Genomic DNA, 25,329 nt, shown 5'->3' with positions numbered 1-25,329 from the left:
TCAGCCGCAGGGGCTGCCGCGTCTGGCTATCCTAAAGAGAGTGCCGACGCTTGTCAGCAGGAATCACCCATCGGGCTGTAACAAAATCCATGCGCATGTTAATTTTATGCAAAATGACATCACAGGAGTTACACAGATGGATGCTCTCGAACTACTGGTAAATCGCCGCAGCGCGTCGCGCCTGACCGATCCGGCTCCGGCTGGTGAACAGCTGGAAAATATCCTTCACGCGGGGATGCGTGCGCCGGATCACGGCACGTTACAACCGTGGCGGTTCTTTATTATTGCCGATGATGGCCGCGAACGCTTTAGCCAACTGCTGGAAAAAGGGGCGATGGCCGCCGGGCAGGATGAAAAAGCCATTGAAAAAGCACGTAATGCGCCGTTCCGTGCGCCGTTGATTATCGCGGTAGTCGCACGCTGCGAAGAACATCCGAAGGTACCGCTGTGGGAACAGGAGATGTCCGCAGGATGTGCGGTGATGGCGATGCAAATGGCCGCAGTGGCGCAGGGCTATAACGGTATCTGGCGTAGCGGTGCGTTAACCGAGAGTCCGGTTGTCCGCGAAGGCTTTGGCTGCCGCGAACAGGACAAAATTGTCGGTTTCCTCTACCTTGGCACGCCGCAGTTAAAAGCATCAACCACGTTTACGCGCCCGGATACCGCGCCGTTCGTCACGCGCTTCTGAGTCAGTGCTTGTTACGCCGGATGGCGCTGGCGCTTACCGGGGCTACAGCGCTGTGCGATTTAGTAGCCCGGAGAAGGCGCAGCGCGCCGCCTCCGGGAAAAAACCTTAAAAAAGTTGCAAACCGATAACAGTATCCACGGTCCGTGCGGCCTGCCTTTAATTTATTCACCATGCTGGCTGAAACTACTGGCGCTGCCGCTTACCGGGGCTACAGCGTTTTGCGATTTGGTAGCCCGGAGAAGGCGCGTTAAGCGCCGCCTCCGGGAATGCAAGGGCGATGACGTTACTTCTGCGTTTTGGCGAATTCATCCTTTGCTTTCTGCAACTGCTGTTGGAAGGCCGGGTTGGTATGCAGGGTCGCCACCACCGCCGAGCCGACTATCCGCGCCGCATCGACGTCGCTCTGCCAATGATAGCCGCAGATAACCCGGCTTTCGCCCAACTCATAGCCGCGTTTGAGAATTTCGTTTTGCCGCTGCGGATTGATCTCCGCCAGTACCAGCGCGGTTGCCCAACCGATAGAGGTATGGCCGGAAGGGTAAGATCCGTTTTTCGACAGCTTGTCCTGCTCGGTAGTGTTACAGGTTGAAACGCCGTAGAACGCAAACGGGCGAATGCGCATATATTTCTCTTTCGCGCTGCGGGTGGCCAGATCGCCGGCATCCTCAATCATATTTGTCAGCAGCTTATGTAACTGCGGCGCGTCTTTTTCGGTGATGGGCGAACCAAAAGCGCTGGAGAAGGCATTCGCGACGCCGCCGGCGCTCAGGTTAGCATCTTCAGCCGCCAGCTTGCCACGTTCGGTATTGCGCAACAGCCGTCCTTTCTCATACATCGCCTGATCGTTTAAAAATGCGATGCTGCCAACTTCCGGCGGCGGCGGCAACAGCGCCAGACTATCGATGGCCTGTGCATTTTTCAGATAATAGAGATCCGGTTTGGTGGTTGCATCATTGCCGGCAGGGACCAGCGCGAAAGCGTTAACGGAAAACAGGCTGGCGAGGCAGAGGGCGAGAACGCGCTTTTTCATCTACATTTCCTTACGGTGTTATATGTCCAGAACAATGGTTTTGTTTTTAGTCACATTTTTGTCATCTGTAAGTAAAAGTTAAAATCACATTGAAAAAATTGTTCGGTATCGCAAAAACGCATATTTGTCTGCTTAATGAGCAACCACTCGCGATTTCGGACTGTCGCACTTATCACCTTGCCGTTTGGGCGCTACCATAGCGGGATTGCAATGACAGGAGATGTCCATGAGCGAGCAAGCTATTCGTTTAACGCAATACAGCCACGGAGCCGGTTGCGGTTGTAAAATTTCCCCTAAAGTGCTGGAAACCATTCTGCATAGCGAGCAGGCGAAGTTTGTCGACCCGAACCTGCTTGTCGGCAACGAAACCAGCGACGATGCGGCGGTCTACGATCTGGGTAACGGGACGTCGATCATCAGCACCACCGATTTTTTCATGCCGATCGTCGATAATCCTTTTGATTTTGGCCGTATCGCGGCGACTAACGCCATCAGCGACATTTTCGCGATGGGCGGCAAACCGATTATGGCGATTGCGATACTTGGCTGGCCAATCAACACGCTGGCGCCGGAGATTGCTCGCGAAGTGGTTGAAGGCGGGCGTTTTGCCTGCCAGCAGGCCGGGATTGCGCTGGCCGGCGGTCACTCCATCGATGCGCCGGAACCGATTTTCGGGCTCGCGGTGACTGGCGTGGTGCCAACCGAACGTATCAAGAAAAACAGCACCGCGCAGGCGGGCTGCAAGCTGTATCTGACCAAACCACTGGGTATTGGCGTGCTGACTACCGCCGAGAAGAAATCGTTGCTGAAGCCGGAACATCAAGGGCTGGCGACGGAAACCATGTGCCAGATGAACCTTGCCGGCGCCGCATTTGCCAATATCGAAGGGGTAAAAGCGATGACCGACGTCACCGGTTTCGGCCTGCTGGGGCATCTCAGCGAAGTCTGCCGCGGCGCGGGCGTTCAGGCGCAACTAAACTACGCCGATATCCCTAAACTCCCGGGCGTTGAAGCTTACATTGCCGCCGGGGCGGTGCCGGGCGGCACCGGACGCAACTTTGCCAGCTACGGTCATTTGATGGGCGAGATGCCGGCGGAATGGCGCGATCTGCTGTGCGATCCGCAAACTTCCGGCGGCCTGCTGCTGGCGGTCACGCCGGAAGCAGAAGCCGAAGTCCAGGCCGCTGCCGCGGAATTTGGCATTAAGCTTGCCGCCATTGGCGAGCTGGTAACCGCCCGCGGCGGGCGTCCAATGATCGAGATCCGTTGATTAGATGCGGTTGTTTATTGCAGAAAAACCGAGTCTCGGTCGCGCTATCGCCGATGTGTTGCCGAAACCGCATCGCAAAGGCGATGGCTTTATTGAGTGCGGCAACGGGCAGGTGGTCACCTGGTGTATCGGTCACCTGCTGGAGCAGGCGCAGCCGGATGTTTACGACGGACGCTACGCGCGCTGGAACCTGCTCGATCTACCTATCGTTCCGGAAAAGTGGCAACTGCAACCAAAACCGTCGGTCACGAAACAGCTGAACGTCATCAAGCGCCTGCTTGGCGAGGCGCAGGAAGTGGTTCACGCGGGCGACCCGGATAGAGAAGGGCAACTGCTGGTCGATGAGGTGCTGGACTACCTGCAGCTGGCGCCGGAAAAGCGCCAGCAGGTGCAGCGTTGCCTGATTAACGACCTCAACCCACAGGCGGTTGAGCGGGCGATTAACCGCCTGCGCGCGAATAGCGAGTTTGTCCCGCTGTGTGTGTCGGCGCTGGCCCGCGCTCGCGCCGACTGGCTGTATGGTATCAACATGACCCGCGCCTACACCATTCTCGGGCGTAATGCCGGCTATCAGGGAGTGTTGTCGGTTGGTCGCGTACAGACGCCGGTGTTGGGGCTGGTGGTGCGTCGCGATGAAGAGATCGAGAACTTCGTCGCCAAAGATTTCTTTGACGTCAAAGCGCATATTGTCACGCCGCAAGACGAGCGGTTTATCGCCACCTGGGTGCCGAGCGAAGCCTGCGAACCCTATCAGGATGAAGAGGGGCGTTTACTGCATCGCCCGCTGGCCGAGCATGTGGTTAAACGCATTGAAGGCCAGCCGGCAATCGTGACCGGCTATAACGATAAGCGCGATTCCGAACCGGCGCCGCTACCGTTTTCACTGTCGGCGTTACAGATCGAAGCGGCCAAACGTTTCGGCTTCAGCGCCCAGAACGTGCTGGATATCTGCCAGAAGCTGTATGAGACCCACAAACTGATTACCTATCCGCGCTCGGATAGCCGCTACCTGCCGGAGGAACATTTTGCCGGCCGCCATGCGGTACTGAATGCGATTAGCGTCCATGCGCCGGATCTGCTGCCGCAGCCGGTGATGGATCCGGAGATCCGCAACCGCTGTTGGGATGATAAAAAGGTCGATGCGCACCACGCCATTATCCCGACCGCGCGCAGCAGTCAGGTCAAACTCAACGATAACGAAGAGAAGGTATACAACCTGATCGCTCGTCAGTATCTGATGCAGTTCTGCCCGGATGCGGTGTTCCGCAAGTGCCAGATTGACCTGGATATTGCTAACGGCAAATTTGTCGCCAAGGCGCGCTTCCTCGCCGAAGCGGGCTGGCGCGCGCTGCTTGGTAACAAAGAGCGCGACGAAGAGAACGACGGTACGCCGCTGCCGGTGGTCGCCAAAGGCGATGAGCTATTGTGCGAAAAAGGTGAAGTGGTGGAGCGACAAACCCAGCCGCCGCGCCACTTTACCGACGCGACGTTACTGTCGGCGATGACCGGTATTGCCCGCTTTGTGCAGGATAAAGAACTGAAAAAGATCCTCCGCGCAACCGACGGTCTGGGGACGGAAGCGACCCGCGCCGGGATTATTGAGCTGCTGTTTAAGCGCGGTTTCCTGAATAAAAAGGGGCGCTATATCCACTCATCGGATGCCGGTCGGGCGCTAATCCATTCTCTGCCGGAAATGGCCGCGCGCCCGGATATGACCGCCCACTGGGAATCGGTATTGACGCAAATCAGCGAAAAACAGTGCCGCTATCAGGACTTTATGCAGCCGCTGGTGGGGACGCTGTTCCAGCTTATCGATCAGGCGCGGAGCACGCCGGTGCGCCAGTTCCGCGGGCTGGTCGCGCCAGGCGGAGCGAAAAAGTCGTTTAGTAAAGGGAAAGGCAAGCCGAAAGGGAAAAAGCCGGAGGCGGACATCGCGCCGGAAAGTCCGCAATAATTTTCTTCGCCCCTCGCCACGAGGGGCTTAGCTAAAATGCACTTCCGCCTGAGGGCGCTTAACCCGGATGAGGGTTTTCCCACATATCATTTCCGCCTCCCTGCTCTAAAATAGGGTTATTGATGTTAAAGAAGGGATGAAAAGGAAAAGATGATGAGCGAACAAATCAGTAAACAACCGCAAGTTGACCACGCTGAAGAGAATGCTTTTTTCCCTTCAGCCTACTCCCTTAGTCAGTTTACCAGCCCGGTGTCTGACCTTAGCGGCGCTGATTACACGCGGCGCTATAATGGACAGCGAAAAGTGCTGGTTATCGCCGCCGATGAACGTTATCTGCCTACCGATAACGGCGCGCTCTTTTCGACCGGTAATCATCCGGTAGAGACGCTGCTGCCGATGTACCATCTGCACGCCGCAGGTTTCGATTTTGATATTGCGACGCTCTCCGGGCAAATGGCCAAGTTCGAATACTGGGCGATGCCGCGCGAAGACCAAAAGATTATGCCGTTCTTCGAGCGTTATCTGCCGCAGTTCCGCCAGCCGCTGGCGCTTTCAAATGTTGTGGGGCAGCTGGATGCTGATAGCGACTATGCGGCGGTATTTATTCCCGGCGGCCACGGTGCGCTTATCGGCCTGCCGGAGAGCGAAGCCGTCGCTGAAACGCTGCGCTGGGCGCTGCGGCACGATCGGTTTGTGATTTCGCTCTGTCACGGCCCGGCGGCGTTTCTCGCGTTACGTCATGGGGAGAATCCGTTAAACGGTTATGCCATTTGCGCGTTTCCGGATGCAGCCGATAAACAAACGCCGGATATCGGCTATATGCCCGGTCACCTGACCTGGTATTTTGGCGAAGCGCTGAAAGCGATGGGGCTGGAAATCGTAAACAGCGATATTAAAGGTCGTGTGCATCAGGATCGTAAAGTGCTGACCGGGGACAGTCCTTTTGCGGCAAATGCGCTCGGTCAACTGGCGGCACAAGCGTTGCTCGACGAATATGCAAAGTAACAGCAATCTGATGAGGGGGGAGCAGTGAAATATATCTCAATTAGTCACCCGGGCGGCCCGGAGGTTCTTCAGATTGGTGAAGGCGACATCCCTTCGGTTGGTGATAACGACGTCCTGATCCAGGTGAAAGCCGCTGGCGTCAATCGGCCGGATATCTTACAGCGGCAGGGCGTTTATCCGATGCCGGAAGGGGTAACGCCGATACCGGGGCTGGAAGTCGCTGGAGTGGTTGTGGCGGTAGGAGCGCAGGTGACGGATTTTCATCCCGGCGATAAGGTTTGCGCCCTGACCAACGGTGGCGGCTATGCGGAGTATTGCGCGGTACCGGCGGGGCAAACGTTGCCAATACCGCCTGGGCTGAGTTTTAGCGAAGCGGCGGCGATACCTGAAACTTTCTTTACCGTGTGGGCCAACCTGTTTCAGCTGGGCAGGGCGCAACCTCATGAAAGCGTGCTGATTCACGGCGGGGCCAGCGGCATCGGGACAACGGCGATCCTGCTGTGTCATGAGTTAGGTATGAAAGTCTATACCACCGTTGGGCAGGAAGAAAAAGTGGCGGCGTTGCGTCCTTTTGCCACGGCTATCAATTACAAAACCGATGATTTCGCCGAGAAAATCAATCAACTGACCGATGGTAAAGGCGTCGACGTTATTCTCGATATCGTGGGTGGCCCCTATTTTAATCGTAATCTGGAACTACTGAAGCGAGATGGGCGGCTGGTGATTATCGGCTTTATGGGCGGGCGAATCGCCCATGATGTTGATATTCAAACCTTGATGCTCAAGCGCGCGACCGTGACCGGTTCAACGATGCGCGGACGAAGCGCGGAAGAAAAAAGGCAGATCGCTCAGGCGCTACAGCACCATGTCTGGCCGCTGCTGTCGCAGGGTAAATGTAAACCGCTGATTTACGCCAGCTATCCGATGGCTGAAATCGCGCATGCGCATGCCTGCCTCGATAGCGGTAATCACCTGGGGAAAGTGGTGATTACCATGGAGTAGCGTTGATATCCCCGACGCCGGGCGTCGGGGATAAAGACACAGATTAAATTACACCCTGCGCCAGCATGGCGTCAGCGACCTTGACGAAGCCGGCGATATTGGCGCCGCGGACATAGTTGGTCTGCTTCTCTTCACCGCCGTATTCGACGCAGGCGTGGTGAATATCCAACATGATGTGATGCAAACGCGCATCTACTTTCTCCGCTTTCCAGCCCATACGCGCGGCGTTTTGCGCCATTTCAAGGCCGGATGTGGCGACGCCGCCGGCGTTGGCAGCTTTGCCCGGCGCGAACAGCACGCCAGCATCGAGGAACAGATCGGTGGCGGCAATGGTGGTGGGCATGTTGGCGCCTTCGGCAACCGCTTTAACGCCATTGGCGATCAGCATTTGCGCGGCATCGACGTCCAGTTCGTTCTGGGTCGCGCACGGCAGCGCAATATCTACCGGCACTGACCACGGCTGCTGGCCTTCGAGGTAGGTCAGACCGAATTCGCGCGCGTAATCGGCAACGCGACCGTGGCTGCGCTCTTTAATGTCGATCAGACGGGCCAGTTTTTCTTTAGTGAAGCCGGCTTCGTCTACCACCGTACCGTTGGAATCGGAAGCGGTAATGACGCGCGCGCCGAATTCCATGGCTTTCTCAATGGCGAACTGCGCCACGTTGCCGGATCCGGATACCGCGACGCGCATCCCTTCGAAGCCCAGACCGTGGCGCTTGAGCATCGCTTCTGTAAAGTAAACCAGACCGTAACCGGTAGCCTCCGGGCGGATGAGACTGCCGCCGAAGGAGAGACCTTTGCCGGTGAAGACGCAGGCGCTATTGTTGGAAAGCTTGCGCATCATGCCGGCCATAAAGCCGACTTCGCGGCCGCCAACGCCGATGTCGCCCGCCGGAACGTCGGTGTCCGGGCCGAGGTGACGATACAGTTCCGTCATCAAGGCCTGGCAGAAGCGCATCACTTCGCCGTCGCTTTTACCTTTCGGGTCGAAATCGCTGCCGCCTTTACCGCCGCCCATCGGCAGCGTGGTGAGGGCGTTTTTGAAGGTCTGTTCGAAGCCCAGGAACTTAAGGATCGACAGGTTGACCGACGGGTGGAAGCGCATGCCGCCTTTGTATGGGCCAATCGCGGAGTTGAACTGCACGCGCCAGGCGCGGTTAACCTGCACCTGATTGCGATCGTCAACCCAGACGACGCGGAACTGGATGACGCGCTCCGGTTCGACCAGGCGTTCCAGCAAATTGAGCTGACGATAGCGCGGATTCTGTTCAAGGAACGGCCACAGAGTGGTCATCACTTCGCGGACGGCTTGGGCGAATTCAGTTTGATGCGGGTCGCGCTGTTGAACGCGGGCGAGAAAACTTTCCAGAGTACACGCCTGATCCATAGATGTAATTTCCCCTTACGGTTGTGGTTGCTTGTTATTTTTTATACACGGCCTTGAAAAAGCCGATTTTCCGACTATAACACCGGAAATAGTTAGGCTGACAAGGAAAAATTGAGCGCGGAGAAAAATTTATAATCCGACAAGGGTCATAACTAAAAACGATGACCCAGGCCGAAGATGGGAGGCGAAACTAACCTGCCTGTTGAGCGATAAAGGCATTCAGCAGAGGAATATCCGCCGACGCCAGATCAAATTCTAATGCTTGCGACGGCGTACACCAGCGCAGTTCGCTATGGTAATGAGCGACCGGTTCACCGCTAAACTCGCCAATCCACCAGGCATGCAGGTGGATCAAACGTCCGGAGACTTCCCGTTGATGGCTGGCGATATAGCGGGTTGGCCTCGCAACGATAGCCAACTCCTCTTCCAGTTCGCGCGCTAACGCCTGCGGCTGGCTTTCGCCATGTTCGACTTTGCCGCCGGCGAACTCCCACAGCCCAGGCTGATCGGCATGCGGCGGGCGCTGCGCCAGCAGGATTTTACCGTCGCGTTCGATAATCGCGGCGACAACATCAATGATTTTTTGCATAGTTGTCCTGAATCATTCAAATACCGGCCTTGCTTATAATGGCGTATTATCTCCGTCTTTCCCCTGTACCGACAACCTTTTAGCCTGATGGAACGTCACCGTGCTTGATAGCCGCCTGCATCCCCGATTGAAGCCCGTCCTGAATGCCATCGCCCGCGGGCTCGATCGTCCGGGGATCTCCCCTGACGGCCTGACGCTTTTCGGTTTTGCTATCGGCGTGCTGGCGCTGCCGTTTCTGGCGCTCGGCTGGTACGGCGCCGCGCTGGCGGCCATTGTGCTGAACCGGTTGCTGGATGGCCTGGATGGCGCGCTGGCGCGGCGGCGTGGTCTCACCGACGCCGGCGGATTTCTGGATATCTCGCTCGATTTTTTGTTTTACGCGCTGGTGCCGTTCGGTTTTATTGTTGCCGACCCGGCGCAAAATGCGCTGGCGGGCGGCTGGCTGCTGTTTGCGTTTATCGGCACCGGCAGCAGTTTCCTGGCGTTTGCGACACTCGCGGCAAAGCATCAAATTGCCAATCCGGGCTATGCGCATAAATCATTTTATTATCTTGGCGGGTTGACTGAAGGAACGGAGACAATCCTGCTATTTGTGCTGTGTTGCCTGTTTCCGGCGCACTTCACCTGGCTGGCGTGGTGTTTCGGCGCGTTATGCTGGCTGACGACCTTCACCCGTATCTGGAGCGGCTACCTGACGCTGAGGGAGGCGCAAAGCCACAACCTCCCTCAGTAGGCGGATTATTTGCTGCTGTCCGGGCCGCGTTCGCCGGTGGCTACCGGATTTTGCGGATTACCGCTCCATTCGTACCAGCCGCCGTCGTAAACGGAGACGTTTTTCCAGCCCATCGCTCTGGCGTACATGAAGGTCTCTGAGGCGCGCCAGCCTGTGCCACAGTAAAACGAGACCTGCTGGTTGGGCAGAATGTTCCACTGTTTCCACATCGCCGCGATATCGTCGGCGCTGCGCATCGTGCCGTCCGGATTATGGAAGTCTTCCATATGGGTGGAATCGCTGCCGGCATGGCCCCAGCGGGCGCCGGCAATATCGCCCTTCGGCTTGATGTAGCTGTAGCCGCTGGTGGTGCCGATAAATTCCGGCCACGAACGGACGCTGACCAGCGACGCATCCTGGCGGTGTAGTAACCCACGCGCCTGTTCGGTATCGAGCATTAACTGCGGCTGACCGGGGATCGGCGCGCCGAAATCCGTCACCGTTTTTTCTTTCGCTGGCATGCCGCGCTCGACCGGCAGATTCGCGTCGGACCAGCTTTTCCAACCGCCGTCGAGCAGGCGGACATCTTTCACCCCAGCATACAGCATGATCTGCGCGACGCGCGCGGCGGCGTAGACGTCGCGGCCGTACAGAATCACCGTGGTGTCATGACGAATACCGTGTTTAGCCAGCATCGCTTTTAGCTGTTCATCGGACACTTTGTTCCACAGCGGCTCGCTTTCCACTTCATTGGTATCGATATAACCGGCGCCGGGAATGTGATTCAGCAGATAAAATTTCGGCGCGCCCCAGGCCACTTCAAACAGTTTCCAGTCGCCCTGCGGGGCGGCGGTAACGGTTTTACCTTGCTGTAAATCGTGGATCCACTGCGGATATACCAGCTGCTCAAAGTGCGGCAGCTTCTGCAGGCGCTCGCCCTGACTGAAGGCGTCGCTAAGCGTGCTGAGTTTGGTGAATCCGGCTTCTTTCAGGCGCGCCGCAACCCTGGCGTTATCGTCAGCGCCACCGTATAACGCGATTGGCGTATCGGCCTGCAGCCGGTGCTGAGTAGCCCATGCGCGCAGTTGTTCGTCGCTCATTGCGCCAAGCCAGGTAGCGGAGAGGTTTAGCGCCTGCGGTTCATGGCCCTGTGGGCCGTTGGCGCTTTGCGGCCAACCGTTATAGAAAGCGCTGAGGCGGGTATCTATCGCTACGCCGTGCTGCTGTTGCAGCGTTGAAAAGTCCAGCGTTGGCATGGTATCAGCGGCGAAAGTAGAGGAAGCAGCAAGCCCCATGAGCAGGGCGAGTGCGGTCAATTGAGAAACACGTTTCATCGAAATGCCCGACGGTAGAAAGAGGAGGGCTCATTCTCTGCTCCTGATAAGGGAATTTCTTTGCGATAACGCAGGTTAGGCGGAATTTGCCTGCCAGGCGGCAATATTAATACAGCGTCCGCCCGGTGGGAGATCCTGGCTGTCGTGAGTCACCAGCACCGCCGGGATTGCCAGCCGGTCAATTTCCGCAAACACCCACTGGCGAAAATCGGCGCGAAGTTCTGCATCCAGGCGATTAAAAGGTTCATCCAGCAGTAGCGCTTGCGGCCTCGCCAGCAGGGCGCGCAGCAGGCTGACGCGCGCGCGCTGTCCGCCGGAGAGCGTGGCCGGATCGCGCGAGGCGAACCCCGGCATGCCAGCGCGCACCAGCGCTTGCTCAACTTCGCTCTGGCGCGCCGCGCCGCGGATCTCAGCGGGCAGGGCGAGCTGTAAATTGTGCCCCACGCTGAAGTGGTCAAACAGTAGTGCATCCTGAAACAGGATGCCAATGCGTCGCGCTTCAGTGGCGAGCCCGTCGCAGCGGCGTTTGTTGAGCCATAATTCACCTTCGGCGCGAAAGGTGTCGGCAAGCGCGCCGATCATCCAGGCGAAAAGGGTTGATTTACCGCAGCCGGAAGGGCCCATCAGCGCCAACACCTCGCCGGGGGCGACAGAAAAATTTACCCCACACAACAGCGGTTGGCGGTGGAGGGTTAATGTCAGGTTGTGAACGGTTAGCATTAGCGTAATCCCCGGCGGCGACGGCCTATAAACCAGGCTATCAGCGCAGTAACCATAAAGCAGATCGCCGGTAGCAGCAATTGCCACAGCGCTTGTGCGGCAAGCCGCGTACTGTCGCCGCCGCTGCTCAGCGCGACCGCTTCGCTGGTCAACGTCGGCGTCCGTCCGCCGCCGAGCCACACGGTCGGCAGATATTGCGCGATACTCACCGAAAACCCGACCGCCAGCGCGGTAAGCAGCGGTCGCGCCATTGACGGCAGTTTGACCCACCAGAACAGGCGTCCGCGCCGCCAGCCAAGCGTACGGGCAATCAATAGCAACCGTGGATCCAGATTACGCCACGCCGGGGAGAGGATAAACAGCATCCATGGCACGACCCATAACAGATGCCCCCATAATACCGTCATCAATTGACCATCGAGCCAGCCCACAAGCGCTAATTGATATTGACCATCGGCAAGCGGCAGCGACGGCACGATTAATGGCAGCCATAGTCCGTTATATCTGGCGGGACCGAACTCCAGCCACAGCAGACACAGCACGGCCCCCAGTATCGCGGCGCCTAACGCCAGCCAGAGGCTGTTGCCGATCGCCTCAGCCGTTGGCTGCGTCCATTGTGAAATGCCAGCCAACAACAACGCGCAAACCAGACCGCAGGCGGGTACCGCCTGTGCCAGGATATGTCCGGTCGTTGCGTTGGCAGGGGCGGCGCGCTTGCCGCATAGTGCGGGAATAGTTTGCCGCCAACGGCGCCAGCCTACCGATGCGATGGCCGCGAAGATTAACGTGAACGCCAGCAGCAGCAGGCTGGCCAGCGCGCCTTTCGCCTGTTGCAGCGGATCGCCCTGATTAAGCCACTGCCACGCCAGTACCGCTAGCGTTGGCGGATTTCCCGGACCGATCACCAAAGCGACATCCACCGCCGACAAACTCCAGGCGACGGTGGCCAGCAGAACAAGGCTCATCGATGGCAGCAGTGCCGGCACAATAATCCACTGCAGACATTGCCAGCGGTTGTAGCCGAGGGTTTTCATCACTACGCTTTGGGCCGCCAGCTGTTTTTCACTCAGTACGCCATACGCCACCCACAGTAAAAACGCGCTCTCTTTGACCGCCATCGTCAGGCCCAGACCGATACCGTAGCGATCGACCGGTGGGCTCAATGCGGGAAACAGACGATACAGCCAGCCGCCTTCGGCAAATAGCAGCAGGGCGGCGGTAGCGAAAGCCACATGGGGTACTGCCAGCAGCAGCGGTAATCTTCTCGCCAGGCGCTGCCAGCCGGCGGCTGGCCATAACGCGCCAATCACCGTCAGGGTGATGAACAGCGCGCCGCTCACCGCCAGCAGCGTAGAGACTAGCGTCGCCGCCAGCGCCTGCGGCAACTGCGGATCGCTAAATAGCGCCCGCCAGGCCGCGGCGTCGACGGCAGGTATCGCCATCAGCGCGGCGGCGGGAAGCAGGGGGAGGTAGATAAGCGCTATCGCTCCCCATGTCAGCGCAATTAGTGGGTACCGTAGCGGCGCAACCATTCCTGCTCCAGCGCGTCAACCCAGGCGGCGTGCGGTTCAGCCAGCATTGGCGGCGTCGCTTTCGGCTGCACGGCGTAAAATGCGGCGCGCTGAGCGTCGTTGAGTTTTTCGGGATCGAGTACGCTGGGATCGCCCCAGATCTGCGGATCGGCTTTGCGTAGCTGAGCCTGCGGCGACAGCAGGAAGTTAGCCACCACCTGTGCGCCCGCCGTCGCGCGGGCGTTGGCGGGGATGGCGACAAAATGCACGTTGCCGAGCATCCCTTGTTTAAAACCGAAGCTATAACTGTCTGGCGGAAGTTCGCCGCTGGCGGCTTTTTGCTGCGCATGCAGCGGATTGAAGGTCAGCGATAGTTGTAGCGTGCCTTGCGCCATCATCGCGTCCATCCGCGCCGGCGACAGCGGAAAATCGCGGCCCTGGCGCCAGAGCAGCGGGTGTAGCCTGTCGAGATAGTCCCAAAGCGGCGCGGTCACCTCGGCGAAACTTGTCTCCTGCGGCGGCTGGCGCAGGGCCTCCGGCCGATCGGTCAACGCAACCAGCAACTGCTCAAGGAAAGCGGTGCCGGTAAAATCCGGCGGCCGCGGATAGGTGACGCTGCCTGGATGCGCTGTGGCGAAAGCCAGTAGCGCCTGTGCGCTGCTCGGTGGTTGAGCCAGCTGCGATCGGCGGGCGATAAAAGTCAGCTGCGCGCCGCCCCACGGGGATTCCGCGCCATCGGTGGCAATGGAGAAATCTTCCCGAACCGGTTTTCGCGTATCGACGTAGCGCCAGTTAGGCAACTTCTCGGCCCAGTCGCTGCGCAGTAAATTCGCCTGCTTCAATGTGCGAAAATTCTCGCCATTAACCCACAATAAATCGATTGAACCGCCGCGGGAACGCCCGGCACGCGCCTCGGTCTGAATACGCTTGACCGCATCGGCGGCATCGGCGATATGTACAATACGCAGATCGACGGCGTAATCCCGTTTCACCTCGGCGCTGACCCAGTCGAGGTAGCGGTTAACCGCCGGGTCGCCGCCCCAGGCGTTGAACCACACCGTCTGGCCGCGCGCCTGCTGGCTGATGCTCTGCCAGCTCTCGTCGGCGTTGGCGAGAGTCGGGGCCAGCAGCAGCGCGGCAAGCCAAATTAAACAATAACGCAGACTGCGCATATTGACTCCTTAGGGATGAGTGTCGGAAACATCGGGCTTCGGGATTTGGCACAGGCCTTGCGCCGGGATCGCCAGCGCAGAATTAAAGCGTGCGGATAAATTTTGCAGGCCGATCAGCGCGGTTAGTTCGGTTAACGCCTGAGCATCGAACTGCTGCGCCAGCCGGGCGCGCAGCGCATCATCGACGGCGGGCGGCGTCATGCTCGCCGCTTCGGCATATTCCAGTGCCAACCGTTCGCTATCGCTGAATAATCCGCTATTGCGCCAGTCGTTAACCGCCAATAGTTTTTCGCTGCCGCCGGCGCGCTGCGCCAGTTTCATGCTGGTGATATCAATGCAAAATCCACAGTGACACAGCTGGGCGATACGGGCGCTCACCAACGAGCGTAGCAGCGGATCGAGCGGCGAGCGTCGGCGTTCCAGATATCCGACAAACATGGAGACCAGATAAAACGCCAGCGGGATGCGCCCCCACCAGCGGATAGGGCTGAGCACCGCGCCATAATGGCGACGGTGTAGCCACGCCTGCGGGCGCAGGATCAATGGAATCGACGTTAACGGCGGTAGATTCATGGCGATTTCCTGTTGTGATGCGCAACGTATTGCGCTTTGACTATCGCGACTACGATAGCTAAAGCGAACAAAATAGATAAACCGCTGAGCAGCCAGAACAGCCCCCCCGTCAGCAGGCTTCCGGCCCACGAGTAGACGATAGTCGCCGGTAATTGGCCGACGCCGGTGGCAAACATAAAATGGCGAAAGCGGATTGAGGTTAGCCCAGCGGCGTAACTCACCGGATCGAAAGGGACGAAGGGCAGCAGGCGGCAAACCAGGATGGTGTGCTTGCCGTAGCGCCTAAAAAAACCATCTACGCTCTGTAATACCGCCTTGCCGGTTAGTTTTTCTACCACTTCACGGCCCAGTACGCGGGCAATAAAAAAGCACAACGCCGCGCCAGCCATCGCGCTGACCCATGACAATACGCCGCCCCACAGTGCGCCGAACAGCGAAGCGTTGGCAAAGGTAATTAAAAATGCCGGCAGCGGCGCGACAATCGCCTGCAGGATCATCAGCCCGAAAGAGACCAGGGCTGCCAGCGGACCATAAGCGTGAATAAAACGCTCCAGCGCTTGCTGATCGAGGGTGGCAAACGCGCTGAAGCTATGTTGCACAAAGGAGCGTACGCCCGGTATTAACCACCAGCCGACGAGCGCTGCCAGTGCCAGCAGGATGATAGTGCCGCGTAAGAGCCACAGCCGTTTTCTGTTATCCATTTTTATCGCTTACCGCGGATGTGGCGACACTAATGTGTTTATAGCGGCCATAACGCCTGGCGGCCTGAGTTAATACAAAGAGCATCAGGCCGGCGATGCTGAGTTTGCCAATAAAAGCCAGGGTGATGCCATCGCGGGCCAGTTCACTAGCCATAAAAGTATAAATAAACAATCCCGGTAGGGTGGCGATGGTGGAGATAAATGTAAAGGACCAGAAGGGGATCGCCGTTAGCCCATAGGCATAATTCTGCAGATTATAAGGGAACAGCGGCACCAGCCTGGTGAAAATCAGAAAATCGCAGCCGCTGCGGGCAATACCGCGCTCGAAAGCCTGAAAAACGGCGTGGTGACCGCAATAGCGCTGCAGCGCTTCGCGGCCCAGCCAGCGGGCCAGCAGGAACGACAGCGATGAGGCGACAGTCGCGGCGATAAGCGAGAGTAGCGTGCCCAACCAGGGGCCGAATATCATACCGCCGACGATGACTAACGCGCTGCCTGGCATCAGACATAAGGTGGCGATGATAAACAGCAGGATATAAAGCGCATAACCTGCGCTACCGCTGTGCAGAATAAGCAATTGAAGATCGTGAAGGTGGCTGAACAGTCTCGTCAGCCCGGCGTGCTGAACAAGCCATGCCAGCAGGGCAAACAGGAGTACGGCAAACAGCAGTTTATAGCGTGTCGGGTAACGGCTTCTTTTGCATGAGGGTCTCCTGTCTTCGTTTTGTCCGGCAGGAAACGCCGGGTGCGCGCGACAGTATAGTAAATTGCCGCGAGCGACAATGTATACCGTTCACTTTATTGATTTTGCTCAGGATAGCGGGGCTCCGCGCCGGAGCCCCAAAGAAGAGTTATGGTTTAAAGGTTGCCCATACCGGCGCATGATCGGAAGGCTTTTCCATCCCGCGGATGTCGTAATCGATGCCGGTTTCGACGCAGCGCTGAGCCAGCGGCGAGCTTGCCAGCAGCAGGTCGATACGCAGACCGCGATTGTCATCGAAACCTTTAGAGCGGTAATCGAACCATGAGAAGCGGTCATGATTATCCGGGTTGGCGTGACGCCAGGTATCGACCAGGCCCCAGCCCAGCAGGCGATCCATCCATTCACGCTCTTCCGGCAGGAAGGAACATTTACCGGTGCGCAGCCAGCGCTTACGGTTCTCTTCGCCAATGCCGATATCAAGGTCGGTAGGGCTAATGTTCATATCGCCCATGATAAGCACCGGATTTTCTTTGTTCAGCTCGGTATCGAGGTAGTTCTGCAGATTCTGATAAAACGCCGCTTTCGCCGGGAACTTGGTCTCGTGGTCACGGCTCTCTCCTTGCGGGAAATAGCCGTTAATTACCGTGACATTACCAAACGGTGAAGGGATTTCCGCCATGATGATGCGGCGCTGCGCATCTTCGCCGTCGCCCGGGAAGCCGCGACGTACGGCTATCGGAGTCTCTTTGGTCAGCAGCGCGACGCCGTAATGGCCTTTTTGCCCGTGGTAAAAGACGTTGTAGCCCAGCTTCGCAACCTCTTCGAGAGGAAACATATCGTCGTGTACTTTGGTTTCCTGGAGGCCGATAACATCGGGCTGATGTTTATCGACGATGGCGGCCAGTTGATGGGGGCGGGCACGCAGGCCGTTGATATTAAAAGAGATGAATTTCATAGTCGCTGCCACTGTGCAAGGTGAATAGTGCAAGGATGTTAGCAGAATTTCATCATGGTGGCTGCCGGCAGGTGGTTAATTCTACCGATTACTGCGGTTGGCGAGCGAATCGCACAAATTATGCACCGTTTTGGCGCATGTCGCGCCAAAAAAGCGCAGATATCTACGATAAATTTCGTTGAGGATCACAATTACAGAATTATATCTTATCGCTGCATAACTTCTCGTCGTTTTCCTCTATCCAGCGCCGTTTATTTGATGATTATTCACTAATTATGCATTTTTATTGAATAGTTAGTATCTGTAACTCATTGATATCGCGTGATTGAGCTCAATTTATGCATTTTTGCCTCTGGCTGGCACGATGCGTGCAATCTACATTTACAGCGTAATAACTCATAAATTTTAACATTGTGCTTACTTTTAATTTACCGGAAGAGGTCGATATGTCTCAGTCAATTACGCGTAGCAATTTTGATCAATGGATGATGCCGGTATATGCGCCGGCGGCTTTTATTCCGGTACGCGGCGAAGGTTCACGGTTGTGGGATCAGCAGGGGAAAGAGTATATCGATTTTGCCGGCGGTATCGCGGTGAATGCGCTGGGACACGCTAATCCACAGCTAGTAAAAGCGCTGACCGAGCAGGCGGGAAAATTCTGGCATACCGGTAACGGCTATACCAACGAACCGGCGCTGCGCCTTGCCAAAAAGCTTATCGACGCCACCTTTGCCGACCGCGTTTTCTTTTGTAACTCCGGCGCCGAAGCCAACGAAGCGGCGCTGAAACTGGCGCGTAAATACGCCCACGATCATTACGGCAGCCACAAAAGCGGCATTGTCGCGTTCAAAAACGCCTTCCACGGGCGCACGTTGTTCACCGTGTCCGCTGGCGGCCAGCCTTCCTATTCGCAGGATTTTGCGCCGCTGCCGCCGCAGATCCAACATGCTACCTATAACGACCTCGACTCGGCGCGGGCGCTGATTAATGACGACACCTGCGCGGTGATCGTCGAGCCGATGCAGGGCGAGGGCGGCGTGGTGCCGGCGAAAGCGGAATTTTTACGTGGCCTGCGTGAACTGTGCGACCAGCACAACGCGCTACTGATTTTTGATGAGGTTCAAACTGGCGTCGGTCGTACCGGCGAGTTGTATGCCTATATGCACTACGGGGTGACGCCGGATGTCCTGTCGACGGCGAAAGCGCTGGGAGGCGGCTTCCCGATCGGCGCGCTGTTGGCGACGGAAAAATGCGCCAGCGTGATGACCGTCGGCACCCATGGCACGACTTACGGCGGTAACCCACTCGCCACCGCTGTTGCCGGGGAGTTACTGTCTATCGTCAATACCCCAGCGCTCTTGAACGGCGTTAAACAGCGTCACCAGTGGTTTAGCGAACGCCTGAGCGCGATTAACGCCAAATACGGCCTGTTCAAGGAAATTCGCGGACTGGGACTGCTGATTGGCTGTGTACTGAACGACGAATATGCCGGGAAAGCTAAAGCCATTAGTACCCAGGCGGCGGAAGACGGGCTGATGGTACTGATTGCCGGGGCAAACGTCGTTCGCTTCGCTCCGGCCCTTAACGTGAGCGAGGAAGAGGTGAACACCGGTCTCGATCGCTTTGAGCTGGCCTGCCGTCACTTCCTTGCGGGAGTTTCATCATGATGGTGATCCGACCGGTTGAAAAAGCCGATTTGCCGGGGCTGATGGCCCTGGCGGGAGAAACCGGCGGCGGCCTGACGTCGCTGCCGGCGGACGAACCCACGTTGGCTGCCCGCATTGAACGCTCCCAGCGGACCTGGCGCGGCGAACTGCCTAAAAGCGAGCAGGGCTATGTCTTTGTGCTGGAAGATAGCGTCAGCGGCGCGGTCGTTGGGATCTGCGCGATTGAAGTCGCCGTTGGCCTCAACGATCCCTGGTACAACTATCGGGTCGGCACGCAGGTACATGCATCAAAAGAGCTCAACGTTTATCACGCGCTGCCGACGCTGTTCCTTAGCAACGATCACACCGGCTGTAGCGAACTCTGCACGCTGTTTCTCGATCCGGCATGGCGTAAAGAGGGTAACGGCTACCTGTTGTCGAAATCGCGATTGCTGTTTATGGCCGGTTTCCGCGACCACTTTAATGACAAAGTGGTTGCCGAGATGCGCGGCGTGATTGATGAGCATGGCTATTCGCCGTTCTGGGAAAGCCTCGGCAAGCGCTTCTTCGCGATTGAATTTTCCCGCGCCGACTATCTCTCCGGCACCGGTAAAAAAGCGTTTATCGCCGCACTAATGCCAAAACATCCGTTATATATCGACTTTCTCTCCGATGAAGCGCGGGCGGTCATCGGCCAGGTTCATCCGCAAACGGCGCCTGCGCGTGCGGTACTGGAAAAAGAAGGCTTCCGTTTTAACAACTACATCGACATTTTCGACGGCGGCCCGACGCTGGAGTGCGAAATCGACCGGGTGCGGGCGATACGCAAAAGCCGCCTGCTGACGGTGGAAGAAGGGCAGCCTGCGCCTGGAGAGTGGCCGCAGTGTCTGGTCACCAACGAGCAGTATCAGCAGTTCCGCGCCATCCTGGTCCATGCCGACCCGGATAGCGAAACGTTGCTGCTGAGCGCGCGTGAGCTGGATACGCTGAAATGCCATCCAGGCGACCGCGTACGGATGGTCCGCCTGATCCCGGAGGAGAAAGCATCATGAGTTTATGGATTAACGGCGAATGGCAAAGCGGGCGTGGCCCGCAGCGCAGTAAATATAACCCGGTCAACCAGGCGCTGCTGTGGCAGGGAAATGACGCCGACGCCGGGCAGGTCGCGCAGGCGGTTAGCGCCGCGCGTCAGGCTTTTCCCGCCTGGGCCCGCCTGCCATTTAGCGCGCGTCAGGGGATCGTCGAGAAGTTTGCGGCGCTGCTGGAAGCGAACAAAAGCCAGCTGACGGCGATTATTGCCGCTGAGACCGGTAAACCACGCTGGGAGGCGGCCACGGAAATTACCGCCATGATAAATAAGGTGGCGATCTCGGTGCGCGCTTACCATAGCCGCACCGGCGAGAGCGAGACGGCGATGGCCGACGGCGCCGCCACGTTGCGCCACCGTCCCCACGGGGTGCTGGCGGTGTTCGGGCCGTATAACTTCCCGGGCCATTTACCTAACGGACACATCGTACCGGCGCTACTCGCCGGTAATACCATCGTCTTTAAACCCAGCGAGCTTACGCCGCAAAGTGGCGAAGCGGTGGTTAAACTGTGGGCTGAGGCGGGCTTACCCGCTGGAGTCGTGAATCTACTGCAGGGCGGCCGGGAGACAGGCGAGGCGCTGAGCGAGCAGGCGGATATCGACGGTCTCTTGTTCACCGGCAGTTCCGCGACCGGCTTCCAACTGCATCGTCAGCTGGCCGGGCAGCCGCAAAAAATCCTCGCCCTTGAAATGGGCGGCAATAACCCGCTGATTGTTGACGAGCCGCAGGATATTGACGCAGCGGTTCACCTGACTATCCAGTCGGCATTTATCACCGCCGGGCAGCGTTGTACCTGCGCGCGCCGCCTGTTGGTCAAGCGCGGCACGGCGGGCGACGCGTTTTTGCAGCGTTTAGTGACGGTGTCACAACGTCTTATTCCCGGCGAGTGGGATGCGCAGCCGCAGCCGTTCCTGGGCGGGCTGGTATCGCCGCAGGCCGCGCAAAAGGTGCATCAGGCCTGGCTTGGGCACGTGGCGAGCGGCGGACAGACGTTACTGGAGCCGCGTCTGTTGCGCGACGGCACTTCGCTGCTGACGCCGGGGATCATCGACATGAGCAACGTGCAGCAGGTGGCGGATGAAGAAGTCTTTGGCCCGCTGTTGTGCGTGTGGCGCTATGACGATTTCGCGCAAGCGATCGCGATGGCTAACGCCACCCGTTTTGGTCTCTCCTGCGGATTGATTTCCTCCGAGCGCGATAAGTTCGAGCGCCTGTTGCTGGAAGCCCGCGCCGGGATAGTCAACTGGAACAAGCCGCTGACCGGCGCCGCCAGTACCGCGCCGTTTGGCGGAACCGGCGCCTCGGGAAATCATCGTCCAGGCGCCTGGTACGCCGCCGATTATTGCGCCTGGCCGATGGCCAGCCTGGAATCTGCCGAACTGGCGCTACCGGAGACGCTCAGTCCGGGTCTGGATTTTTCATCGCAGGCAAGTTGATGAAAGTTCGCGGGGCCGGGATTCTCGGCCCTGCGAGTTTTCCTCGATCCGTTTCAGTAATAGAGGAGGCGTCGTGGACGACTTTCTGGCACTAACTCTGGCGGGGCGCTGGCCGCATCATTTTCATGGCGAAACCGCCCATTTTCGTTGGCACTGGATCGATTGCGGCATCCTGCTGCTGACCCCGCATGCGCGCTGCGAACGTTCACTGGTACTCTCCTGCGGTATTCACGGCAATGAAACCGCGCCGGTGGAGATAGTCAACGCTTTGCTTCAGCAGTTGTTTAGCGGCGAACTCCCGCTGCGCTGGCGTGTGTTGGTGATATTCGGCAACCCGCCGGCGCTGCGGCAAAATAAACGCTATCTCGATAGCGATATGAACCGCATGTTCGGCGAACGCTGGCGCAAGTTCGCGCCCAGTGGGGAAACGGTGCGGGCGCGGCAGTTGGAAAGCGCTGTGACGCGTTTCTTTAGCGATAGCCATGGCGTGCGCTGGCATCTGGATATGCATACCGCTATTCGCGGCTCGCTGCATCCGCGCTTTGGGGTGTTGCCGGCACGCGAGGAGCCGTGGAGCGAAGATTTTCTCAGCTGGCTTGGCGCGGCCGGGCTGGAGGCGCTGGTGTTCCATCAACAACCGGCGGGAACCTTTACCCACTTTAGTTGCGAACGTTTTGCCGCGCTGGCCTGTACGCTGGAATTGGGCAAAGCGCTGCCTTTTGGCGACAACGATTTAACCCAGTTCTCAGCGACGCAGCGGGCGTTAAGCAGGCTGTTGGTGGGCGATTTGGCGGTGGCAGAAGCGACTGCGCCGCTGCGCTACCGGGTGGTGCAGCAGATCACGCGCCACAGTGACCAGTTCCAGTTGCATATGTCGGGGGAGACGCTCAATTTTACGCCGTTCAGCGCCGGGACGCTGCTGGCGGAGGATGGCGAAACGCGCTATGTCGTCGAAAAGGCGCAAGAGTACGTGCTGTTTCCCAACCCCGGCGTGGCGCCAGGGCTACGGGCTGGGCTGATGCTGGAGCGGTTGTAATTTCCTTTCTTAACTATTCACAGCCGTTGTCGTTCGCGGTTGTGAATATCGAGTGAAATATCACTGCGCGCCAATCTTATTTATTTGTGCCATTGATATGGTTTGCAGATTATTCCTGGTTAAATGCTTTGTTTTTAATCTCCACTGTTTTATAATCTTCACAGTTTCCTTATAAAACAGCCTGTTATTTATTTTTTGTTGCATATCCCTCCTCATTTTCCTTATTTTCTCCACAATTGGTGAGAAAATGTTTTTTACACTTTCATTGTTTTACTCTTGCACTGATTAATTGACGATAAAGCGCGTAAAGTTAATCTCGTCAACACGGCAATGCGCCGTCAGAATAACTGATAGTAAGGACATAACCATGAAGAAGATTACTGCTCTGTTTGTTGCCTCTACGCTGGCTCTGGGTGCTGCTAACCTGGCTCACGCAGCCGATACTACCGCTACCACCCAAACCGACAGCAAACCGATGATGCACCATAAAGGTATGCCGGGTCATCACGATATGATGTTCAAAGACCTGAACCTGACCGATGCGCAAAAGCAGCAGGTTCGCGACATCATGAAAAGCCAACGCCAGAACATGAAACGTCCGTCCCTTGACGAACGTCGCGCCATGCACGATCTGATCGCCAGCGATACTTTCGACAAAGCGAAAGCCAGCGCGCAGATTGATAAGATGGAAGCACAGCATAAAGAGATGATGCTTTCCCGCATGGAAACCCAGAACAAGATTTACAACATCCTGACGCCGGAACAGAAAAAACAGTTCAATGCGAATTTTGAGAAGCATCTGACAGAACGTAAAGCGCCGGAAGGTAAAATGCCTGCACCTGCTGAGTAACTCAGCGCGCGGAATGAAGACCGCCGGTCTTGCCCAATCATTGCCATTAAGGCTTTGGGCAGGGCCGGCGGTTTTTTACGTTTGCGATATCATTAGCCAAGAAGGTGCAGCGGATACTCACCGCTGAGCAATGGCTTACAAAGAATCTTGTAGCCATCGTGATCGAAACCGGCAGGCAGTGTGGTGAGTTTAGCGGCTTGCGCCAGTGAATCTACCGCGCCCAGCCACAGCCAGTTATGAATGATATGGTACTGAACCATATCCGGGCCGCGCTCTTCCAGCGCCACCGGACCCGCCCACGGCCAGCACACCAGCTGAAGTTTACTCATTTGCGCCAGCAGCCGCTGGTTATGATCTTCGACGCTCTCTTTACCACAGCAGGCGCCGGCGCAGCGCCCCAGTGCGGAACGAAAACAGGCGCGCCCGCGACTCAGCGGCTCCAGCCCCAGAATGCCATAACACAGACGGTGCTCATCGGCGATGGTTTGTAGCGCCTGTAATGCCGCGCGGCGGTTAGCGAACAGGCCGTACAGGTGCTGCTGATGGGAGAAATCGACTTCTCGCGCATACACAACTTGCGGTTTACCCGACTCCAGCAGCCAGGAGCAGAGCTGTTTATTACGCCGCAGTCGTTTATTAAACAGCGGCTGCTGTTCTTTAATTAACCGCGCTTCAAGTAACAGCGCGCCTAATTCACCGGCGGTGCGTTGCCAACTGATGCGTCGCGCCTGGCGCAACATGGAGGCCTCATCTGCGGTACGCAAATGCGACAGCACACGGCTGCGGATATTCACGCTCTTTCCGATATAAAGCGGCAGCGTCTCGCTTTCACCATGGAACTGATACACCCCAGGCAGCTTTGGCAAGGCCTCCAGCCATGGGCGCAAGTGTTCGGGATACTCATAGATTGCCGCCGCCTCAAATTCCAGACGCGGGGCAGATTGTTTTCTGGCCACAACAACTCCTGATACTGTGCATGCATCCAGTATAGCAGGCGAGTTTTGCGGCGAAAAGGACAAAAAATAACCCCGGCGCTGGCCGGGGTGTCGGGAAGCCGTTATTTCTTCCAGAAATCGTCGAAGACGGTGATTGGCGGGCGGCGCTTATGCTCGGTTTTCAGATACCAGCCTTCGATGGTTTTGGCGATGTTCTCATCCAGCGTTTTGCCTTCCAGATAGTCATCAATATTTTCGTAGGTTACGCCCAGCGCGACTTCATCCGGCAGAGAAGGGCGGTCATCTTCGAGGTCGGCGGTCGGCTGCTTCATATAAAGGTGCTCAGGACAGCCCAACTGCGCCAGTAGTTGTTTGCCCTGACGTTTATTGAGACGGAAGATCGGGTTAATGTCGGTACCGCCATCGCCGTATTTGGTAAAGAAGCCGGTGATCGCTTCTGCGGCATGGTCTGTTCCCACGACCACGCCTTTGGTCATGCCGGCGATACTGTATTGCGCTTTCATTCGCTCACGGGCTTTCTCGTTGCCGCGAACAAAGTCGCTCAGCTCAATACCCGCTTCACGCAACGCCTGCTCGCTGGCCAGCACCGCGCCTTTGATATTGACGGTCAGCACACGGTCAGGCTGGATAAATTCGATAGCATCCTGGCAATCCTGCTCATCGGCCTGGATGCCATAGGGCAGGCGTACGGCGATAAATTGCAGGCTCCGATCGCCGCTTTCAGCCCGCAGCTCATCGATCGCCATCTGGCATAGTTTGCCGGTAAGGGTGGAATCCTGGCCGCCGCTAATGCCGAGCACCAGTGATTTAATGAACGGATAGGTCTGCAGATAGGATTTCAGGAAATCCACGCTGCGTCGAATTTCGCCTTCGACATCAATCTGCGGCTTCGCGCCCAGCGCCTGGATAATTTGTTGTTGAAGCGTCATTACGCCCTCCGGAAAGTGAGCCTGTATGGCAACCAGCATGGTCTAAAACTACCTCTTTGCTGCCGAAACGACAAGGCTGGTA

General features: G+C 57.4%; 24 protein-coding genes. 11 read left to right on the top strand and 13 right to left on the bottom strand.

Features of this window, described 5'->3' with window-relative positions:
• Positions 1 to 136: 136 nt before the first annotated feature.
• Positions 137 to 688 (top strand): NAD(P)H nitroreductase, encoded by a 552-nt coding sequence (locus tag AC2CGP_RS04215; protein WP_015366154.1) that lies wholly within the window; start codon positions 137 to 139, stop codon positions 686 to 688.
• A gap of 283 nt (positions 689 to 971) precedes the next feature.
• Here the strand turns inward: AC2CGP_RS04215 and phoC are convergent, their stop codons facing one another.
• Entirely contained in the window at positions 972 to 1,718 is a 747-nt protein-coding gene (gene phoC / locus AC2CGP_RS04210) for an acid phosphatase PhoC (RefSeq protein ID WP_015705781.1), read from the bottom strand.
• A gap of 226 nt (positions 1,719 to 1,944) precedes the next feature.
• Here phoC and selD point away from each other — a divergent pair, with 226 nt between their 5' ends.
• The 4 genes from selD to AC2CGP_RS04190 all read left to right on the top strand — a co-directional run bounded on the left by selD (position 1,945) and on the right by AC2CGP_RS04190 (position 6,949).
• Positions 1,945 to 2,988 carry a selenide, water dikinase SelD gene (selD, locus tag AC2CGP_RS04205; protein ID WP_045360482.1) on the top strand — a complete coding sequence of 348 codons (1,044 nt, stop codon included), beginning with the start codon at positions 1,945 to 1,947 and terminating at the stop codon, positions 2,986 to 2,988.
• Between the two features lie 4 nt (positions 2,989 to 2,992).
• A complete protein-coding gene (locus AC2CGP_RS04200) occupies positions 2,993 to 4,942 on the top strand; it encodes a DNA topoisomerase III (protein WP_015705779.1) in 1,950 nt (649 codons plus the stop codon).
• A 153-nt stretch (positions 4,943 to 5,095) separates the two neighbouring features.
• Positions 5,096 to 5,947: a glyoxalase III HchA gene (gene hchA, locus AC2CGP_RS04195; protein WP_213759725.1), complete on the top strand. Its 852-nt coding sequence runs from the start codon at positions 5,096 to 5,098 to the stop codon at positions 5,945 to 5,947.
• A 24-nt stretch (positions 5,948 to 5,971) separates the two neighbouring features.
• Positions 5,972 to 6,949: an NAD(P)H-quinone oxidoreductase gene (locus AC2CGP_RS04190; RefSeq protein ID WP_108429350.1), complete on the top strand. Its 978-nt coding sequence runs from the start codon at positions 5,972 to 5,974 to the stop codon at positions 6,947 to 6,949.
• A gap of 43 nt (positions 6,950 to 6,992) precedes the next feature.
• Here AC2CGP_RS04190 and gdhA read toward each other — a convergent pair whose 3' ends face one another.
• Entirely contained in the window at positions 6,993 to 8,336 is a 1,344-nt protein-coding gene (gdhA, locus tag AC2CGP_RS04185; RefSeq protein WP_015705776.1) for an NADP-specific glutamate dehydrogenase, read from the bottom strand.
• Between the two features lie 190 nt (positions 8,337 to 8,526).
• On the bottom strand, positions 8,527 to 8,925 hold the full coding sequence (locus AC2CGP_RS04180; RefSeq protein WP_047079532.1) for a pyrimidine (deoxy)nucleoside triphosphate diphosphatase: 399 nt from the start codon (positions 8,923 to 8,925) through the stop codon (positions 8,527 to 8,529).
• A gap of 100 nt (positions 8,926 to 9,025) precedes the next feature.
• On the opposite strand from AC2CGP_RS04180, the gene AC2CGP_RS04175 reads away from it, so the two are divergent.
• Positions 9,026 to 9,658 (top strand): CDP-alcohol phosphatidyltransferase family protein, encoded by a 633-nt coding sequence (locus AC2CGP_RS04175; RefSeq protein ID WP_020078548.1) that lies wholly within the window; start codon positions 9,026 to 9,028, stop codon positions 9,656 to 9,658.
• A 5-nt stretch (positions 9,659 to 9,663) separates the two neighbouring features.
• Here AC2CGP_RS04175 and AC2CGP_RS04170 read toward each other — a convergent pair whose 3' ends face one another.
• The 8 genes from AC2CGP_RS04170 to xthA all read right to left on the bottom strand — a co-directional run bounded on the left by AC2CGP_RS04170 (position 9,664) and on the right by xthA (position 17,306).
• Positions 9,664 to 10,971 carry a sulfurtransferase gene (locus AC2CGP_RS04170; RefSeq protein WP_032708310.1) on the bottom strand — a complete coding sequence of 436 codons (1,308 nt, stop codon included), beginning with the start codon at positions 10,969 to 10,971 and terminating at the stop codon, positions 9,664 to 9,666.
• 75 nt (positions 10,972 to 11,046) lie between these two features.
• Entirely contained in the window at positions 11,047 to 11,691 is a 645-nt protein-coding gene (locus AC2CGP_RS04165) for an ATP-binding cassette domain-containing protein (RefSeq protein WP_032708309.1), read from the bottom strand.
• Positions 11,691 to 13,223: an ABC transporter permease family protein gene (locus AC2CGP_RS04160; protein ID WP_484502285.1), complete on the bottom strand. Its 1,533-nt coding sequence runs from the start codon at positions 13,221 to 13,223 to the stop codon at positions 11,691 to 11,693. Before AC2CGP_RS04160 ends, AC2CGP_RS04165 begins: the two co-directional genes overlap by 1 nt.
• Positions 13,196 to 14,374 carry an ABC transporter substrate-binding protein gene (locus tag AC2CGP_RS04155; RefSeq protein WP_072383761.1) on the bottom strand — a complete coding sequence of 393 codons (1,179 nt, stop codon included), beginning with the start codon at positions 14,372 to 14,374 and terminating at the stop codon, positions 13,196 to 13,198. Before AC2CGP_RS04155 ends, AC2CGP_RS04160 begins: the two co-directional genes overlap by 28 nt.
• Positions 14,375 to 14,383: 9 nt before the next feature.
• On the bottom strand, positions 14,384 to 14,947 hold the full coding sequence (locus AC2CGP_RS04150; RefSeq protein ID WP_411302975.1) for a carboxymuconolactone decarboxylase family protein: 564 nt from the start codon (positions 14,945 to 14,947) through the stop codon (positions 14,384 to 14,386).
• Positions 14,944 to 15,648 carry a TVP38/TMEM64 family protein gene (locus AC2CGP_RS04145; RefSeq protein WP_411302976.1) on the bottom strand — a complete coding sequence of 235 codons (705 nt, stop codon included), beginning with the start codon at positions 15,646 to 15,648 and terminating at the stop codon, positions 14,944 to 14,946. Before AC2CGP_RS04145 ends, AC2CGP_RS04150 begins: the two co-directional genes overlap by 4 nt.
• Positions 15,641 to 16,261: a TVP38/TMEM64 family protein gene (locus tag AC2CGP_RS04140; protein ID WP_224146699.1), complete on the bottom strand. Its 621-nt coding sequence runs from the start codon at positions 16,259 to 16,261 to the stop codon at positions 15,641 to 15,643. Before AC2CGP_RS04140 ends, AC2CGP_RS04145 begins: the two co-directional genes overlap by 8 nt.
• A gap of 238 nt (positions 16,262 to 16,499) precedes the next feature.
• A complete protein-coding gene (gene xthA, locus AC2CGP_RS04135) occupies positions 16,500 to 17,306 on the bottom strand; it encodes an exodeoxyribonuclease III (RefSeq protein ID WP_015366172.1) in 807 nt (268 codons plus the stop codon).
• A 446-nt stretch (positions 17,307 to 17,752) separates the two neighbouring features.
• Here xthA and astC point away from each other — a divergent pair, with 446 nt between their 5' ends.
• The 5 genes from astC (at position 17,753) to spy (ending at position 23,362) form a co-directional block, all read left to right on the top strand.
• Complete coding sequence (gene astC / locus AC2CGP_RS04130) at positions 17,753 to 18,973, top strand: succinylornithine/acetylornithine transaminase (RefSeq protein WP_046883185.1); 1,221 nt, start codon at positions 17,753 to 17,755, stop codon at positions 18,971 to 18,973.
• Positions 18,970 to 20,004, top strand: a complete 1,035-nt coding sequence (gene astA / locus AC2CGP_RS04125) for an arginine N-succinyltransferase (RefSeq protein ID WP_032711851.1) — start codon at positions 18,970 to 18,972, stop codon at positions 20,002 to 20,004. Before astC ends, astA begins: the two co-directional genes overlap by 4 nt.
• On the top strand, positions 20,001 to 21,476 hold the full coding sequence (gene astD / locus AC2CGP_RS04120; RefSeq protein WP_411302977.1) for a succinylglutamate-semialdehyde dehydrogenase: 1,476 nt from the start codon (positions 20,001 to 20,003) through the stop codon (positions 21,474 to 21,476). The genes astA and astD overlap by 4 nt, the downstream gene beginning before the upstream one ends.
• Positions 21,477 to 21,549: 73 nt before the next feature.
• Positions 21,550 to 22,512, top strand: a complete 963-nt coding sequence (gene astE, locus AC2CGP_RS04115; protein WP_015705766.1) for a succinylglutamate desuccinylase — start codon at positions 21,550 to 21,552, stop codon at positions 22,510 to 22,512.
• 367 nt (positions 22,513 to 22,879) lie between these two features.
• Complete coding sequence (gene spy / locus AC2CGP_RS04110; protein ID WP_015366179.1) at positions 22,880 to 23,362, top strand: ATP-independent periplasmic protein-refolding chaperone Spy; 483 nt, start codon at positions 22,880 to 22,882, stop codon at positions 23,360 to 23,362.
• Between the two features lie 92 nt (positions 23,363 to 23,454).
• Here spy and cho read toward each other — a convergent pair whose 3' ends face one another.
• Together cho and nadE are read right to left on the bottom strand one after the other, a co-directional pair.
• Entirely contained in the window at positions 23,455 to 24,318 is an 864-nt protein-coding gene (gene cho, locus AC2CGP_RS04105) for an excinuclease Cho (RefSeq protein WP_032708300.1), read from the bottom strand.
• A gap of 101 nt (positions 24,319 to 24,419) precedes the next feature.
• Positions 24,420 to 25,247, bottom strand: coding sequence for an ammonia-dependent NAD(+) synthetase (gene nadE, locus AC2CGP_RS04100; RefSeq protein WP_015366181.1), 828 nt, complete (start codon positions 25,245 to 25,247; stop codon positions 24,420 to 24,422).
• Positions 25,248 to 25,329 lie beyond the last annotated feature (82 nt).

It is taken from the genome of Klebsiella sp. SYXHC3, assembly GCF_057196925.1.
This window is presented reverse-complemented; position numbering and strand designations above follow the sequence as displayed.

What these genes read in the sequence shown, in the direction of transcription:
- AC2CGP_RS04150 (WP_411302975.1), bottom strand. Translation starts at nt 14,947, where the DNA reads ATGAATCTACCGCCGTTAACGTCGATTCCATTGATCCTGCGCCCGCAG.
- selD (WP_045360482.1), top strand. Translation starts at nt 1,945, where the DNA reads ATGAGCGAGCAAGCTATTCGTTTAACGCAATACAGCCACGGAGCCGGT.
- AC2CGP_RS04145 (WP_411302976.1), bottom strand. Translation starts at nt 15,648, where the DNA reads ATGGATAACAGAAAACGGCTGTGGCTCTTACGCGGCACTATCATCCTG.
- astA (WP_032711851.1), top strand. Translation starts at nt 18,970, where the DNA reads ATGATGGTGATCCGACCGGTTGAAAAAGCCGATTTGCCGGGGCTGATG.
- AC2CGP_RS04155 (WP_072383761.1), bottom strand. Translation starts at nt 14,374, where the DNA reads ATGCGCAGTCTGCGTTATTGTTTAATTTGGCTTGCCGCGCTGCTGCTG.
- AC2CGP_RS04200 (WP_015705779.1), top strand. Translation starts at nt 2,993, where the DNA reads ATGCGGTTGTTTATTGCAGAAAAACCGAGTCTCGGTCGCGCTATCGCC.
- AC2CGP_RS04180 (WP_047079532.1), bottom strand. Translation starts at nt 8,925, where the DNA reads ATGCAAAAAATCATTGATGTTGTCGCCGCGATTATCGAACGCGACGGT.
- xthA (WP_015366172.1), bottom strand. Translation starts at nt 17,306, where the DNA reads ATGAAATTCATCTCTTTTAATATCAACGGCCTGCGTGCCCGCCCCCAT.
- hchA (WP_213759725.1), top strand. Translation starts at nt 5,096, where the DNA reads ATGAGCGAACAAATCAGTAAACAACCGCAAGTTGACCACGCTGAAGAG.
- astD (WP_411302977.1), top strand. Translation starts at nt 20,001, where the DNA reads ATGAGTTTATGGATTAACGGCGAATGGCAAAGCGGGCGTGGCCCGCAG.
- gdhA (WP_015705776.1), bottom strand. Translation starts at nt 8,336, where the DNA reads ATGGATCAGGCGTGTACTCTGGAAAGTTTTCTCGCCCGCGTTCAACAG.
- phoC (WP_015705781.1), bottom strand. Translation starts at nt 1,718, where the DNA reads ATGAAAAAGCGCGTTCTCGCCCTCTGCCTCGCCAGCCTGTTTTCCGTT.
- nadE (WP_015366181.1), bottom strand. Translation starts at nt 25,247, where the DNA reads ATGACGCTTCAACAACAAATTATCCAGGCGCTGGGCGCGAAGCCGCAG.
- astC (WP_046883185.1), top strand. Translation starts at nt 17,753, where the DNA reads ATGTCTCAGTCAATTACGCGTAGCAATTTTGATCAATGGATGATGCCG.
- AC2CGP_RS04170 (WP_032708310.1), bottom strand. Translation starts at nt 10,971, where the DNA reads ATGAAACGTGTTTCTCAATTGACCGCACTCGCCCTGCTCATGGGGCTT.
- AC2CGP_RS04215 (WP_015366154.1), top strand. Translation starts at nt 137, where the DNA reads ATGGATGCTCTCGAACTACTGGTAAATCGCCGCAGCGCGTCGCGCCTG.
- spy (WP_015366179.1), top strand. Translation starts at nt 22,880, where the DNA reads ATGAAGAAGATTACTGCTCTGTTTGTTGCCTCTACGCTGGCTCTGGGT.
- AC2CGP_RS04160 (WP_484502285.1), bottom strand. Translation starts at nt 13,223, where the DNA reads ATGGTTGCGCCGCTACGGTACCCACTAATTGCGCTGACATGGGGAGCG.
- AC2CGP_RS04165 (WP_032708309.1), bottom strand. Translation starts at nt 11,691, where the DNA reads ATGCTAACCGTTCACAACCTGACATTAACCCTCCACCGCCAACCGCTG.